The organism is Gammaproteobacteria bacterium, assembly GCA_041395445.1.
GTDB lineage: Bacteria > Pseudomonadota > Gammaproteobacteria > Xanthomonadales > Marinicellaceae > NORP309.
In genome coordinates, this window is sequence record JAWLAO010000003.1 from 453,947 (window position 1) to 468,403 (window position 14,457).

Consider the following 14,457-nt stretch of genomic DNA (forward strand, 5'->3'; position numbering starts at 1 on the left):
AAGTTAAATTTGAGTTTAGTTAAATTTGAATGCCCTATAGCTCTGTATAAATATATTTAGGAGTTTATAAAAATGAAAAGAAATAATTTAACAACTGCAGTTGTTGCTGGTATTGCTGGTGTTGCTGGTATTGCTAGTGTTTCAAACGCAGTTAATTTAAATTCAGATGGTGTTGGTCAAGTACTAGTATATCCATACTATACAGTAAACAACGGTCTGAATACATTGATTTCAGTTGTTAATACATCTGATAGAACTAAAGCTGTAAAAGTTAGATTCTTAGAAGGTAAGAATTCTCGCGAGTGTCTTGACTTTAACTTGTACTTGTCTCCTTATGATGTGTGGACAGCAGGTCTAGTTGCAGCAAGTGCAACTTCTTTGTATTCACCAGGTTTTGAAGGGCAAGATACAGTTAAAATCGTTACTAACGACAAATCTTGTACTGATCCTGCTGTTTTGTCAGGCTATGAGTTTTTACCATGGGCATTTGTTGGTGCTGCTGCTGATCCTGTGTATGATCCAGGCGGATGGGAGTTAGAGAGATGTACTGAAGGTCATTTTGAGATGATTGAAATGGGCAACATTGATGATTTGACGACTGAAACAGGTGTTTTACATAATGGTGGTGTTCCTAATGATTGTGGTGTGTTGACTGATAACTGGTCAGGTGCAGGTACTTTGGATTGGGCCAATGATGAGAATGACGGACTTGAGTCTCCAACAGGTGGACTTTTTGGCTCGGCTTCTATCATTGATGTAGTTGGTGGAACAGATGTTGCCTACAATGCTGACGCTATCGAAGGTGTATTTGTTGATCCAGCTCATACTGATCCAGGTAATTTGCAACCAGGTCTAGGTGACGGTGATGACAATAACATTTATATTTTTGCAAACGCAGCCGTAGTGAGTGATTTCTGGATGTCAAATCCGGTTCAAGCAGTAAGTGCGGTCTATATGCACGATCAAATTTTTGGTGAGTATGTATTATCAGATGGAATTGGTGCAAACACTGAGTGGGTAGTAACTTTCCCAACTAAGAATTACTATGTTGATCCAGATAGATCTCCTTTTATTTCTGTGCCTTATGAGCCATTTACCGAGGAAATTGGTGAGTACGGTGCTTGTGAAGTGTATACAATTGCATTGTATGACAGAGAAGAGCAAACTCCTGATCCAAGATTGGTGATTAGACCTCCTTCTCCACGTCCGCCTACTGTTACTAATGATGACGCTGTTTTCTGTTGGGAAACTAATGTTCTTGAATTTGAAGATTCTGACAGAGTATCTGGTGAATCTATGGTTCTTGGTTCAAGAAATACAACGCACTATGCTACTCAAAGTGTTCCAGCACAGCCTGCAACACCTCAAACACCTGCTGTTGAAGCAGAATACTTTACAACTGGTTGGGTTGCGCTGAGTTTTGCACAATCCACTGATGACAACTTAAATGACAGAACTTATGGTGGTTTACCAGTAACTGGTTTTGCTATTCAAAGATATGTTAACGGAAATGCTAGTGAAGGTCTCTTAGCTAACTATGCAGGTTTGTTTGCACATAGATATTCTAGAGATATTGTTTCAGGTCCATAATTAATAGTATTTGATTAATTTCTTTATAATCTATAAAAAGTGGGTGCGCTAGCATCCACTTTTTTTTTATAAAAAATATTTGTTTAAGATAAAATTAACAATTGGTGTAATATAATATCGCCCACTAAAAAGATTTTTCTAAACCCTTTAAGTTAGAGATTGATATGAAAATTCAAAAAAATAAAACAGTAGTTATGATATCTATATTACTAAATGTTGCAATGCCAACTATAGCTCAAGATGTCAACTTATCATATAGTGATGGAAACGTAACTTTACCATTAGACACAAATAGTTCTATGACTGTAGACCCAGTATCGGGAGATATTAATGTCGTTACATCATTTTCATCAGAGGATATCGGCAATGAGCTTGGTTTGCAACCAACGGGCTCTGCTCCAGTCATTGATTTTACAATTACAGAAAATAATACAACTTCAGCGGACGTATCAGCTACAGTGTCAAATGATGCTGTCTATTGCAATAAAACAGTTGCATGGTCTGGATTGACTCAATCTAACCCTCCAGTAAGTTATGTTACGTCTGTAGTAGAAAATGGTGTAACAGATAATGGTACTTACACTCTAACATGTGCGAATACTTTTGGAAAAACAACAAACAGTGGCGTGGTAGATAATATCGTTGTGGTCAATCCAGCGACATTAACATTATCTGCTAATCCAACAAGTGTAACGAGTGGTCAATCTTCTACATTAACTTGGGTCATAGGCAACAATCCAACATCTTGTACTAAATCAGGAGATTGGCCAGATAATGGTGTCATGCCTGCCCAAGATATAACAAATGGTACACATCAACAAGTAATAACCAATATCACGCAGAGTATGTCATTTAGTATGATATGTTCAAATACAGCGGGAAGTTCAGGTACAAAAGTTGCCTCTGTTACAGTTTCTGGTGGTACTGGATCAACGTGGCCAAGTTGTGCAGGAAGTGCAGCATCAATACTAGGTGGAGCGGAAGACAGATCGATTCTTGCGACATTCGCTGGGGTTTCTCCAGGTACATATAATGGTAAATATGAAGAGATCTTTAATACAACTAATCCTGTTGCATTCCCCGGGGATGTTGGTTTAACAATGTATTTGTCGATTACAAGAAATCAGTATGTAGCAGCACAATTTAACTCAGGAACTCCTGGTAGGTATGCAAGATATTCATTAAATCCTCCTGGAAATGATCAAGGTCCATTATCTTCAGCAACTACGATAACTATTAGCGAGTGTCCTGGTGATTTTAATGTTCACCTTGGTCAGTCAACTTGTAAATCAAATGGTTCAGCAACAGGCTCACTTTATTGGTCTGATATGCCAGACGCAAACCCAAGTTTATTCTGTAAGATTGATAGGAATAAAACTTATTATTTAAATATTGTGCATTCAAATGATACTGTAAATAATTATCAAGTCTCAGGTTGCGATAGTAGTAACAGCTATTGTGGTTTAATTATGACACTAAGATCGGCTACAAATCCTCAGTAATATGATTAGAAAAGTAAAAAAAAATCTCATATTGTTACTTATTTTAACGTTCAATGGTTATTCAGGTGAATACTTGGTAAAGCAAGGTGAAGTTGAATTAACCATTGAAGATGTTGAGGGGTTTATTTATCAGTTACCACCAAACATTCGGAAAGGCTTCTTGGATGATATAACTAGACTAGACAGTACGTTAAAAACATTATTGAATTATAAACACGTATATAACTACGTAAGTGAGAATAATTTATTTGATGTTGATGAATTGTCTAAAAAAATTGAAAAAGAAATAAAACAGTATAATTTTCAAATAAACGATAATTTCAGTCTAATAGAAAAAGATGTAATAATAACTAAGATTACAAATTTTTTTATTGCAAGAAACGTTTATAGAAAATTCCAAGATGAGATATTAAACTCAATATCTGACGAAGACATAGGTGATGTTGCGGAAGAGTACTATTTGATAAACCATAATAACTATTTAGTTCCTGAGTCACGAGGACTTATATATTTGTCTGTGATGTTTAATAGCAATGAAGATGATAAAAAAAATAAGTCGTCCCAATTGCTCGAATTAAAAGACAGACTAATAGAAAAAGGAAAAAAACTGTCTGAAATCAGTGAAGCAGATCTGGAAAAAATGAATGCTATTCTTTCAGATGAAATTGAAAAATATATGTTTGATGCTAATCAAGAGAAGTTTTCAAAGTTTGTTTTTAGTTCTAATGAAAAAGGAATTATAGACGATGTTTTGGAATTGAATGAGAGTTTATTAATACTGGTCGAAATAACATCAGTGAATAAAAAACATGAAATTCCATTTGAGGAAGTTAAAGAAGATTTGATAAAACAGTTAAAAAAGGAAAAAGCTGAAAGAGACATCAATAATATATTGTTGAAAATTACCAAGGACAAAGTTCAAGTAAACGAAGATAAAATATTAGAATTGAGATCACATTTTAGCTAAAATTAAAAGCAAATAATAAATATAAATCACTTTACTTTAAAATTATTAATTTATGTAACAAATAATGAACTCATTTAGAGTAGAAATTTATAAAACTAGACTTTTGAATGAGTTCATTGTTTTCTAAGGCTAAACTTACTAGGAATGTGATTACATTTGTTCTATTTTTTTTAGTAAAGAAAACAGAGAAATTGCTTGGCTATAAACAAGGCTGGATTCAACAACGAAGTGCAACAAAATTTTTATCGAAGTTGAAAAGTAAGATGTGATGTGTTGCACTTGCAGTTGAACTTCCCAAAAAGAGATTGCAAATGTCACACTATTCACATCTTACTGAAGCAGAAAGATATCAGATATCAGCTCTGCTGAAAACTAATTGTAGCAAAACTGAAATAGCAAACATCCTAAATCGTCATAAAAGCACTGTAATTCGTGAAATTAAACGCAATACCGGGACTTCGAGGATACAGACCCAAGCAAGCCAATGAATTTGCGGTTAAACGGAAATCTGATAATGCCAATAAAATAACCGACTTTTGCTGGGCTTATGTCACTTACTTGTTAAAGAAGAAATTCTCCCCCGAACAAATCAATGGTCGTTTAAAACTCGATGGTTGGGATGGTGTACCCAGCATCGAAAGAATCTATCAATTCATTTATGCTAACAAAGAGAACAAAGCCTCATTGCTTAAACACCTGAGATGCCAAAAACAAAGAAGAAAACGATACAACTCCGGTCAAACCAGACGTGGAAAGATAAGCAACCGCGTAGATATTGATAAACGTCCTATGGTTGCAAATAATCGTTCACGCCTTGGAGACTATGAAGTTGGTATAAATTATTGGCAGCAAGCACAGAGGAGCACTACTGACTCTTGTTGACAGAAAAGCACTCGAAGTCAAAATCAAAACCATTGAACCGAAAACTGGCAACCGATGTCAGTCAAGCCTGTATTGAAAAGCTAAAGGATGAAATCACACATACCCTGACTTTGGATAACGGTTTGGAATTCGCAGACCTTCCCCCAAAAAAGAACCATGACAAGATGAGATTTCCAATTAAACTACAACGCAGGAGATCTCAAAATGAAGAAAAAGATTTACAGAAGAACAAATAATCAGAGCTATCAAGCAGCAGAATCCGGAGTGAAGGTGAAGACATTGTCGCCACTTGGATTTCCAACGGACTTTACAACTGGCGAAGCAAGTATGCGGATTGAAGTTTCAGAAGCCAAAAGGCTCAAAGAGGACATGAAAATGCTAAATGAAAAAGTCTGGCGAAAAGCTTCTTGAGAAGAAGCAATGAGGATGTTCTCTCAAAAAGTGGTAAGCCTGCGGTAAAGGAGATAGCAAACACATGAAGAACTTTCATCTTAGGAAAGGCATCATGTAAATTGGGCATCAGTCGAGGTTTCAGATATCATAAATCTGAAAGGATAAAAGTTAGATACGTTTGCTGGAATTAGCAAAGGCATCCCAGTATGGCTATTTGTTTTTACACAGATTTAAACGAGGTTTGGTTTGAATCGAAGCGACTTATCGATATACAAAGAGCTTGGCTTGCAAGTACGGACACGAAAACGAAAAACTGGTTCGGCCAAGGTTGCCAATGGTGATGCCTTCATCAGTGGATAGAGATGGTCTATGGATTTTGTCAGTGATCAACTGGCAAATGGAAGACGGTTCAGGGTACTTAGTCATAGATGATTATTCTCGTCAGGTTATCGGTCAGCTGGTTTCCTCATAAATGGCCGTCAAGTAGCGGATTTTTTAGACAGACTGAGATCAGAAGAAAGAAACCGAATCAGATAACATGTGATAAAGGCACAGAATTTACATGCAAGACCATGTATTACTGGCAACAACAAACAGGAGAAGTTGGGCTATATTCAGCCTGGAAACCATCAGAATGCATTTGTTGAAAGTCTGAACGGTAAATTCAGAAGTGAATGCCTGAACCAATATTGGTCAAAAATATAGAAGAAGCAAAGAATTAATCATGCAATGGAGGAATATTAATACAAAAAGACCACATAGTTCACTAAATTATTTATCACCGGTGGACTTTGCAAAACAGGCATAAGATGAATTTCTCATCCAAAATCTGGTATTAATTTGGGGGAAGGTCACGCAAACACGAAATGATTAGTGATACTATCGGAATAAACATCTATTTTGCCAAACCTTATCATTCCTTGGGAGAGAGGCACCGAATGCACAATTAACGGAAGGCACGAATGAAAATACTAACGGTTTAATCAGACAAGTATTTCCCTAAAAAACAAGACTCTTGATCAGTTATCAGAAAACGAAGTTCAGGCTGTTGAAGACGCTTTGAACAACAGACCCAGAAAAAAATTAGGCTTTTTAACTCCCCTTGAAGTAAAATCTAGAAACTGGAGTGTTGCACTTCGTTGTTGAATCCAGCAAGTATTATTCATTATTAATCCGAAAAGCCCGATTTCAAAAATTAATTACAATGTAAAAGGGGTATAGTTATATTGTTTATAAAGGTAATACAAATATTTATCAAAATATAGATAAAGCTTTTAAAAGTTAGTATCTATAATCTGGAAATACATAATCCAATCTCTCTTTGAGCAATGCCACTTTATCAGTCTCGCCTTTACTTTGGAATCTCGAAATTGCGGCGACAATATCCTCAGGCGTTCGTAAACTTGACATATAATTTCTAAAACGAACAGTGTTAAGTTTAGCCTCTTTAATTTCATGTGGAGTAGCCTCATTTAAATTGTTAGCTATATCGTTATCTTGAGGCAAAATATCATAAGTATCATGAATAATTTGCTTATTAGGTTTTTTGGGTTGGTTTTTTAATTTAACAACTTCTACGTTAACGACTTCAGAGTTGTCAACTTGAAAAAAATTAGTTGCAGCAAATGCAACAATAAATAATACTGCCGCGACAGAAACTATATAAATAATTGTGTTATTTGATTTTGTAGCCATAAATAGTAATAAAATATATAAAAAAAATTAGATTGCGTAAAACAAATTATGTTCCCTATTTTAATAAAAAAAAAGTACAGATACTATTTTAATCATTATAATTAGAACTTTGTTAATAAAACAGCGTAAAAAGTTGCCTCATATAATTGAAGTTAAGTCAATAAAGAAAACTTATCCTAATGTAAATACAGCAAAAAGCAGGTTTAAATCATTAGTTTCACTATTATTTAATAGTCAACTTTATGATGGTTCTGAAGTATTAAAAGATATCAGTTTGAAAGTAAAAAAAGGGGAGTCACTGGCAATTATCGGTAAAAATGGTGCAGGCAAAAGTACATTATTAAAAATTATTAGTGGCGTCATCAAACCAACCAGTGGAGAGGTAATAGTAAATGGCAAAATAGGTGCTCTTTTAGAGTTGGGGAGTGGCTTTCATCCAGAATATACTGGTAGAGAAAATTTAAAAATGTCAGCAGCATTGGCAGGTTTGAACGATAAGGAAATTAAGGAAAGTATCAATCAAATGATTTCATTTGCCGATATTGGAGAATATATAGATCAACCGGTAAAAAACTATTCATCAGGGATGGTGGTCAGGCTGGGATTTAGTGTCGTAACTGTAACAAAACCGGATTTGTTGATTACCGATGAAGTATTAGCCGTTGGGGATACCGAATTTCAAAGAAAATGCATAGCATGGATTGATAACTATTTAGAAAATGGAGGAACATTGCTTTTAGTATCACACAGCATATATCACGTCCAAAAATTGTGTAAACATGCTCTTTGGTTAGAAAATGGTAGAATAAAGAAATATGGAGATTCATTTGCTGTATCACAGGAATATCAAAGTCATTATGAAAAGAAAGGTGAAAACAAGACAACTGCAATCAACAAGGATATGACGAATTATCATGTTGAAAGTTTAAGAATATTGAATAAAGATGGCAAAGATATCAGTTTTATAGAAACTTATGATGACTTGATTGTTAAAGTAAGGGTTTACTCGCCCGACGAAAGAGTGCCTGGATTGGTTCTTGGAATTGTTAGGAAAGATATTCCAGTCTATGGAACAATATCAGAAAAGCATAAACCCAGGGCAATAAAAATATCTAAAAATAGTTATGAATTTAAAATAACTTACAGGAAATTAAAACTTCTTTCTGCTGACTATGAAATTAAAGCACATGCTATGGATCCAGAATGTCTAAGATTGATGGATGAAGTTATAAAACCACTAAGGGTTCAATCTAACACTACAGATATGGGAGTAGTGGAACTTGAAACTGATTGGAGTAACAATGATTGATATTGTAATTCCAATCTATAATGCTTTTGAAGAATTGAAAGATTGTTTAAAAAGTGTTGAAAATAACTTAGAAAAAAACATAAGGGTGATTCTAATCAATGATGCTTCAACAGATGAAAGAATGGATTCTTATCTGAAAAAAAAAGCAGAAAAAAACGCATGGTTATACATAAAGCACGAGGTCAATCAAGGTTTTGTGAAAACTGCTAATGAAGGTTTAAGATTAAGTGGAAATCACACAATTTTATTGAATTCCGACACAATCGTAACGAGAGACTGGGTTAAAGCATTTGAAAAAGCAATAGCTAGTATCTCAAATTTAGGAACAGCAACTCCTTGGTCAAATAATGCTGAAATCTGTTCATTTCCAGATTTCTTGAAAAACCAACCTGTACCGAAGAGTTTAAATGAGTTGTCAAAAATAATATTTGAATCACATCAACCAGAGTACCCGGAAATTCCGACAGCAGTGGGTTTCTGTATGTTGATTACTTCTTTGGCAAAAGAGAAAGTTGGATATTTTGACGAAGATCATTTTGGTCATGGTTATGGTGAAGAAAATGATTATTCTCTTCGTGTCAGTCAAGCAGGATTAAGAAATGTGCTTTGTGATAACACTTATGTTGCACATATCGGAAATAAATCTTTTAGTGATTTAAGACTGAAACCGAATGAAAACACAATGCAGCGATTATTACAAAAGCATCCTGATTATTTATATAAAATTCAAAAATATATTGAAAATGATCCGCTTTCTGGTTTGCGTGAAACGCTTTTGCACAGGATAAATAAATCTGAATGTAAATTATAAATATAATAATAAAAATGGATAAAGAAAAAAAATTAGATTTTACCGGTGAGAGGTTCACACCGGAATGCGTCAGAGAAATCTGGTATGAGCATTATCATCGATATGCTTTTGCGTGCCATCTAGTAAAAAATAAAACCGTTCTTGATGCCGCTTGCGGCGAGGGTTATGGAAGCAATATTTTGGCTACTGAAGCTAAAAATGTTACGGGGTTAGACATTGACTTTGAAAGTATTAATCACGCAACCTCTCGGTATAATAAAGAAAATCTTTCATTTGTTCAGGGTTCTTGTACTGAGCTCCCTTTTGAAGCTCAATCTTTTGATGTAATTGTATCATTTGAAACATTGGAGCATTTAAAAGAGCAAAGCCAAATGTTGTCTGAGTTTAAAAGAGTGTTGAAAAGTGATGGATTACTAATAATTTCAACTCCAGATAAGAAACATTATTCAGATGCAACCGGATTCACTAACGAATATCATCTGAAGGAATTATATAAAGAAGAGTTTGAGATTTTACTAGGAGATTATTGGAAAAATGCAATATGGTATTCACAAGCAATGGCTTTTCACTCGATATTAGAGAAACATAATTCTTCAAAAACATCATATAAAACAGATGTTCTAACTGAAGAACAGTTTGATACTCAAAAAGACATAATAAAACCAATGTATTATGTCGTTGTAGCAGGAGATAATTTGAGAGGCTTGAGTTTGCCTGATATACATATGTTTGCAGATATCCAGCAATCAGTTTATGAACATTACAACAAAACAATTAGAGATTACATTTATTTAGCCAATAAGCATAATGATTTGCTTAAAGAACATGAAAAAATGTTTTCAATCCCCATAATAGGTAGAATTTTTAGATATATAAATAAGAGGGTATAGATGGAGTTTGAATTTAATTTTGGGTCGCAAACTGTTTCTAAGGGCATTAAAGCAGGTCAGGAACTTTATGCATCAGTATCTGGGGTTGTGCTTCCACTTTCGCCCGAAGAACTGGTTTTTATGAATAAAGAAACAGGAGAAAATCATGTAATGACACATCAAGTCCTACATGCTCTGAGCCTATGCCAGAATTTCAGACCACTAAATCAACATATTTATAATATCAGTCAATCGATACCTGAACTCAAAAATCAAACTCAAGCAATTGAGAAAGTGGCAGAGTTTTTAATAAAAAATAAACTTCTGATTGAAGACAAGGATTGGATAAATCAAATATCTGCTCAACAAAAGCATGATGAAGTTCAGTCAGCAGGTTTGGTCATTAGGACATGTGATCGTCCCGGTCAATTGAAAAGAATGTTACAGTCATTAGTTAAATATCAAGATAAATTCGGTACTAATCATTCAGTTCAAATTTATGACGATTCAACCTCTGAAAAAAAAGAAAAAGAAATTGAGTCTGTTTGTAAGGACTTTTCTAAATCTTTAAAAATAAGTTTTTATGGAAAATCATGGCAGAGTCAATTTGTGAACATGTTAAAGAGCGAATTTTCCGAATCGATAGACGAATTAGATTGGTTGCTTCAAAAGAATAATGATGGTTTTACCGGCGGAAGGGTATGGAACTTTGCATTGCTTAACAATGCCGGAAAGAAGTTTTTGTTCTATGATGATGATTATATTTTTGAGCCTAGGATCATTGAAGAGTCACAATCTGTCGATTTAGATGGAAGACTGGGGTTAAGTGTTGGATTTGCGAATAATTTATCTGAAATCAGGGACTCTTCACAAGAATATGATAGGGATGTTCTATCAGAAATGTTGGATACCTGCGGAAAATCAGTAGGGAATTGGCTTACTGAATCAAAAATAGAGATTAACTCTGTAGAGAATTTAAATTTACTCGAGTTACAAAGGATTGACAATAGCTCGACAATTAAATTTACAGGTAATGGCACATGGGGTAGCCCACGTTCAGACTCAAACTATTGGTTATATAACTTAGATGAAAACCAGAAACATGAATTCTGGAAATCGAGAGAAAATTATCTCGACAATATAGAAGCATCAAATCTCATGCACTATACCGAAAACTATGAGTTTTTGGGATTAACGAAGTTTTCTCCATCTGCGATTGATAATTCAACTTTAATGCCATTTGCATTTCCTGTTGAAAGAGTTGAAGATCATTTCTTTAACGCAGTGTCATTATTCTGCTATCCTAATCAAGTATCTTTGCATTACCCTTTTATGATGGGGCATATTCAAAACTCAAAAAGAGATCGTGCAAACTCAAACCATATAGCAATAAAGCCAAATTTTAATAAGTTCATTGCAGATTTTTCTTTGACATTACTGGATAGTACGGATGCAAAAGATCCTGTATTACGTATGAAAACTTTATCGAAGTACATTTTAGGCTTGGCTGATTCGAGTGATGAAAACATACATAATCGGCTCAAGGAATATTTATCACAAATGCGATCAGATGTTATTTTGAGTATGCAAGAACAGATGAGAAAGTCTCCCGATGCTCCTGTTTATTGGCAGGCCGATGTGAGAGAAATTGTTGAGGCTAATGGGAAAGCTATCATTCAAAATGGTGTTCCTGTACTTAACGGTTGGGGAGATAATTTAAGTAAAGAAGAGTGCGTCAACATGGCTCGCAAAAAAATTACAGATGTAGCTCGGGCAATGGAACTATGGCCTGAGTTGTGGAGTTTTTGCCAAGTAAATAAATGATTTCCTGTACAGTTGTTATTGTTAATTTTAACACTGGTGAATTGTTAAAGGATTGTGTGGCCTCGGCAATTACAAATGATTTTGTCAATCGAATTGTTGTCGTTGATAATTACTCCACAGATAACAGCATGGAGCTACTCATGGATAGTGAAAAGCTGACCAAAATTTATCGTGATATTAATCCGGGATTTGCTTCAAGTTGTAATCTGGGAGCTGAAAAAGCAAAAACAGAATTCTTATTGTTTCTAAATCCCGATTGTATTCTTTTGGATAAAGAAACAATTTCTACATTAATAAATAATTTACAGCAAAATGCAAATTCTGCAATTGCAGGTTGTTTGATATTAAATCCTGATGGTTCTGAGCAAAGAGCGAGTCGCAGAAGGCTTCCAACACTTTGGCGAGCAATCAAAACTTACTCTGGAATTGAAAAACTGGCAAAAATATGTCATTGCTTTGCTGGTGTGAATTTATTTTATCAGCCAATGCCAAAGGTGGTTCAAAAGGTAGAAGCCATTTCCGGTGCTTTAATTTTAATTAAGAAAAAAGTGTTTGATGAAATTGGAGGTTTTGATAAAAACTATCCTTTACACTTTGAGGACTTGGATTTGTTCAAACAAGTGAAGGATAAAGGTTATGATGTTTTGTTTAATCCGAATGTGAATGCGGTTCATCATCAAGGAACCTCTAGTCAATTCAACTCTAAAGTTTCAGAGTTTAAAAAACAGGGCTTGCGAAGATATTTTCACAAGCACTGTTCATGGATTTCTTTCAAAATAATTAATATACTCAGCCGCTTTCTATGACAGTTTCTTGTATTTGATTCTGTGAGGTTGCGGAATATCACCAAAACGACGTTTGTAATCCAGTTCATATTCAGAATAATTCCCTTCAAAAAATTCCACATGAGACTCATCTTCATAAGCCAGAATATGCGTTGCTATGCGATCCAAAAACCAACGATCATGAGAAATGACCATCACAGAACCTGAGAAATTCAAAATAGCTTCCTCCAAGGCACGAAGTGTCTCCACATCTAAATCATTAGTTGGCTCATCAAGCAATAAAACATTGCCACCGGACTTCAAAACTTTAGCGAGTTGCAAACGATTGCGTTCACCACCGGAAAGGTTCTTAACTTGTTTTTGTTGATCGGCCCCTTTGAAATTGAAGCGACTGAGCCAGGCTCGAACCGGGATGGTATAATTGCCAATTTTCAGTACTTCATTTCCTTCACCAACATCATCCCACAGTTGCTTGTCATTTTGTAAATCTTCGCGAGACTGGCTGACATAAGCGAGTTCAACTGTTGGTCCAACGTGAACACTTCCATTATCAGGTTTTTCGGTTCCTGCAATCATGTTAAACAATGTCGACTTTCCGGCACCATTGGGACCAATAATTCCGACAATTGCTCCTTGAGGAACTTTAAAACTGAGATTGTCAATGAGCAATTTATCTTCAAATGCTTTAGAAACATTTTGAAACTCAATCACATCTTCACCTAATCGAGGACCTTGAGGAATGTAAATTTGATTAGTTTCATTGCGTTTTTGGAACTCTTTGGATTGCAACTCCTCAAACTGTTTTAAGCGAGCTTTGGATTTGGTTCTTCGGCCCTTGGCATTGGAACGAACCCACTCTAATTCTTGTTTGATGGTTTTCATATGAGAGGCTTCGTCACGTTTTTCCTGAATCAGCCTTTGTTCTTTTTGTTCTAACCAGGAACTGTAATTTCCGTGATAAGGGATACCATGTCCGCGATCTAATTCCAGAATCCACTCAGCAACATTATCCAGAAAATAACGATCATGCGTGACAGCAACAATTGTTCCTGAGAAATCAGCTAAAAACCGCTCCAACCATGCAACTGTTTCAGCATCTAAATGGTTGGTTGGTTCGTCTAACAACAGCATATCCGGCGCAGACAACAAAAGCTTACACAATGCAACACGGCGTTTCTCACCACCTGATAAATTAGCTACTTTTGCATCCCAAGGTGGAAGTCTTAAAGCATCAGCGGCTCGTTCTAAAGTTCTATCCAGTTCCCAACCATTGGCAGTTTCGATTTTTTCTTGAAGCTCTGCTTGTTTAGCAAGCAAATCATTCATCTCTTCATCAGTCATTTCCTCGCCGAACTTCATCGAAATTTCATCAAACTCATCCAGCATAGCTTTAACTTCTGCCATACCTAATTCGACATTTTCTCTAACAGACTTCTCTTCATCCAATTCCGGCTCTTGAGGTAGATAACCGATTTTAATTCCCGGTTGTGGTCGTGACTCACCGTTATATTCCTTATCAACACCAGCCATAATGCGTAAGACGGTGGATTTTCCGGCTCCATTTAAGCCGAGAACACCAATTTTGGCTCCGGGGAAAAAACTAATGGAAATGTCTTTAATAATTTCTTTATTCGGTGGAACAACCTTGCTCACCCGATTCATTGTATAAATGTATTGTGCCATTGAGTTGGTATAAATTTAAAGTTTGCTATCTTACAACAAAAAAGTAACTGAACATAATGATATTGAATTTGGTTTGAAGGTATTCGTCTATACATTGAAAAAATCAAAAATAAATTGAGTAATTGTAAAATTAAAGAAACATATGTT

Annotated in this window: 12 protein-coding genes and 1 pseudogene; 11 read left to right on the plus strand and 2 right to left on the minus strand. The window is 35.2% G+C overall.

Annotated elements, in window-relative coordinates; genetic code table 11:
• Positions 1 to 72 precede the first annotated feature (72 nt).
• The 6 genes and pseudogenes from R3F25_07845 to R3F25_07870 all read left to right on the plus strand — a co-directional run bounded on the left by R3F25_07845 (position 73) and on the right by R3F25_07870 (position 6,142).
• Entirely contained in the window at positions 73 to 1,590 is a 1,518-nt protein-coding gene (locus tag R3F25_07845; GenBank protein ID MEZ5496728.1) for a hypothetical protein, read from the plus strand.
• 164 nt (positions 1,591 to 1,754) lie between these two features.
• The gene (locus R3F25_07850) at positions 1,755 to 3,092 is read left to right on the plus strand and encodes a hypothetical protein (GenBank protein ID MEZ5496729.1); all 1,338 of its coding nucleotides are present in this window, start codon (positions 1,755 to 1,757) and stop codon (positions 3,090 to 3,092) included.
• A gap of 1 nt (position 3,093) precedes the next feature.
• The gene (locus R3F25_07855) at positions 3,094 to 4,059 is read left to right on the plus strand and encodes a peptidylprolyl isomerase (protein ID MEZ5496730.1); all 966 of its coding nucleotides are present in this window, start codon (positions 3,094 to 3,096) and stop codon (positions 4,057 to 4,059) included.
• A 432-nt stretch (positions 4,060 to 4,491) separates the two neighbouring features.
• Positions 4,492 to 4,941, plus strand: a complete 450-nt coding sequence (locus R3F25_07860; protein MEZ5496731.1) for an IS30 family transposase — start codon at positions 4,492 to 4,494, stop codon at positions 4,939 to 4,941.
• Positions 4,938 to 5,177, plus strand: coding sequence for a hypothetical protein (locus R3F25_07865; protein ID MEZ5496732.1), 240 nt, complete (start codon positions 4,938 to 4,940; stop codon positions 5,175 to 5,177). The genes R3F25_07860 and R3F25_07865 overlap by 4 nt, the downstream gene beginning before the upstream one ends.
• A pseudogene (locus R3F25_07870) lies at positions 5,174 to 6,142 on the plus strand (integrase core domain-containing protein). Before R3F25_07865 ends, R3F25_07870 begins: the two are co-directional and overlap by 4 nt.
• Before the next feature lie 473 nt (positions 6,143 to 6,615).
• Here the strand turns inward: R3F25_07870 and R3F25_07875 are convergent.
• Entirely contained in the window at positions 6,616 to 7,029 is a 414-nt protein-coding gene (locus R3F25_07875) for a hypothetical protein (GenBank protein ID MEZ5496733.1), read from the minus strand.
• A 109-nt stretch (positions 7,030 to 7,138) separates the two neighbouring features.
• Between R3F25_07875 and R3F25_07880 the strand changes: the two genes are divergently transcribed.
• The 5 genes from R3F25_07880 to R3F25_07900 are packed head-to-tail and all read left to right on the plus strand — an operon-like array spanning position 7,139 to position 12,648.
• Positions 7,139 to 8,338: a polysaccharide ABC transporter ATP-binding protein gene (locus R3F25_07880; GenBank protein ID MEZ5496734.1), complete on the plus strand. Its 1,200-nt coding sequence runs from the start codon at positions 7,139 to 7,141 to the stop codon at positions 8,336 to 8,338.
• Entirely contained in the window at positions 8,331 to 9,149 is an 819-nt protein-coding gene (locus tag R3F25_07885; protein ID MEZ5496735.1) for a glycosyltransferase family 2 protein, read from the plus strand. Before R3F25_07880 ends, R3F25_07885 begins: the two co-directional genes overlap by 8 nt.
• A gap of 14 nt (positions 9,150 to 9,163) precedes the next feature.
• Positions 9,164 to 10,039, plus strand: a complete 876-nt coding sequence (locus tag R3F25_07890; protein MEZ5496736.1) for a class I SAM-dependent methyltransferase — start codon at positions 9,164 to 9,166, stop codon at positions 10,037 to 10,039.
• Complete coding sequence (locus tag R3F25_07895; protein ID MEZ5496737.1) at positions 10,040 to 11,842, plus strand: hypothetical protein; 1,803 nt, start codon at positions 10,040 to 10,042, stop codon at positions 11,840 to 11,842.
• Complete coding sequence (locus R3F25_07900) at positions 11,839 to 12,648, plus strand: glycosyltransferase family 2 protein (GenBank protein ID MEZ5496738.1); 810 nt, start codon at positions 11,839 to 11,841, stop codon at positions 12,646 to 12,648. The genes R3F25_07895 and R3F25_07900 overlap by 4 nt, the downstream gene beginning before the upstream one ends.
• Here R3F25_07900 and ettA read toward each other — a convergent pair.
• The gene (gene ettA, locus R3F25_07905) at positions 12,643 to 14,310 is read right to left on the minus strand and encodes an energy-dependent translational throttle protein EttA (protein ID MEZ5496739.1); all 1,668 of its coding nucleotides are present in this window, start codon (positions 14,308 to 14,310) and stop codon (positions 12,643 to 12,645) included. The genes R3F25_07900 and ettA overlap by 6 nt on opposite strands.
• Positions 14,311 to 14,457: the final 147 nt, after the last annotated feature.

Bases quoted from the DNA above. Each gene is read 5' to 3' on its own strand.
- R3F25_07845 (MEZ5496728.1), top strand. From the start codon at position 73: ATGAAAAGAAATAATTTAACAACTGCAGTTGTTGCTGGTATTGCTGGT.
- R3F25_07850 (MEZ5496729.1), top strand. From the start codon at position 1,755: ATGAAAATTCAAAAAAATAAAACAGTAGTTATGATATCTATATTACTA.
- R3F25_07855 (MEZ5496730.1), top strand. From the start codon at position 3,094: ATGATTAGAAAAGTAAAAAAAAATCTCATATTGTTACTTATTTTAACG.
- R3F25_07875 (MEZ5496733.1), bottom strand. From the start codon at position 7,029: ATGGCTACAAAATCAAATAACACAATTATTTATATAGTTTCTGTCGCG.
- R3F25_07885 (MEZ5496735.1), top strand. From the start codon at position 8,331: ATGATTGATATTGTAATTCCAATCTATAATGCTTTTGAAGAATTGAAA.
- R3F25_07890 (MEZ5496736.1), top strand. From the start codon at position 9,164: ATGGATAAAGAAAAAAAATTAGATTTTACCGGTGAGAGGTTCACACCG.
- R3F25_07895 (MEZ5496737.1), top strand. From the start codon at position 10,040: ATGGAGTTTGAATTTAATTTTGGGTCGCAAACTGTTTCTAAGGGCATT.
- R3F25_07900 (MEZ5496738.1), top strand. From the start codon at position 11,839: ATGATTTCCTGTACAGTTGTTATTGTTAATTTTAACACTGGTGAATTG.
- ettA (MEZ5496739.1), bottom strand. From the start codon at position 14,310: ATGGCACAATACATTTATACAATGAATCGGGTGAGCAAGGTTGTTCCA.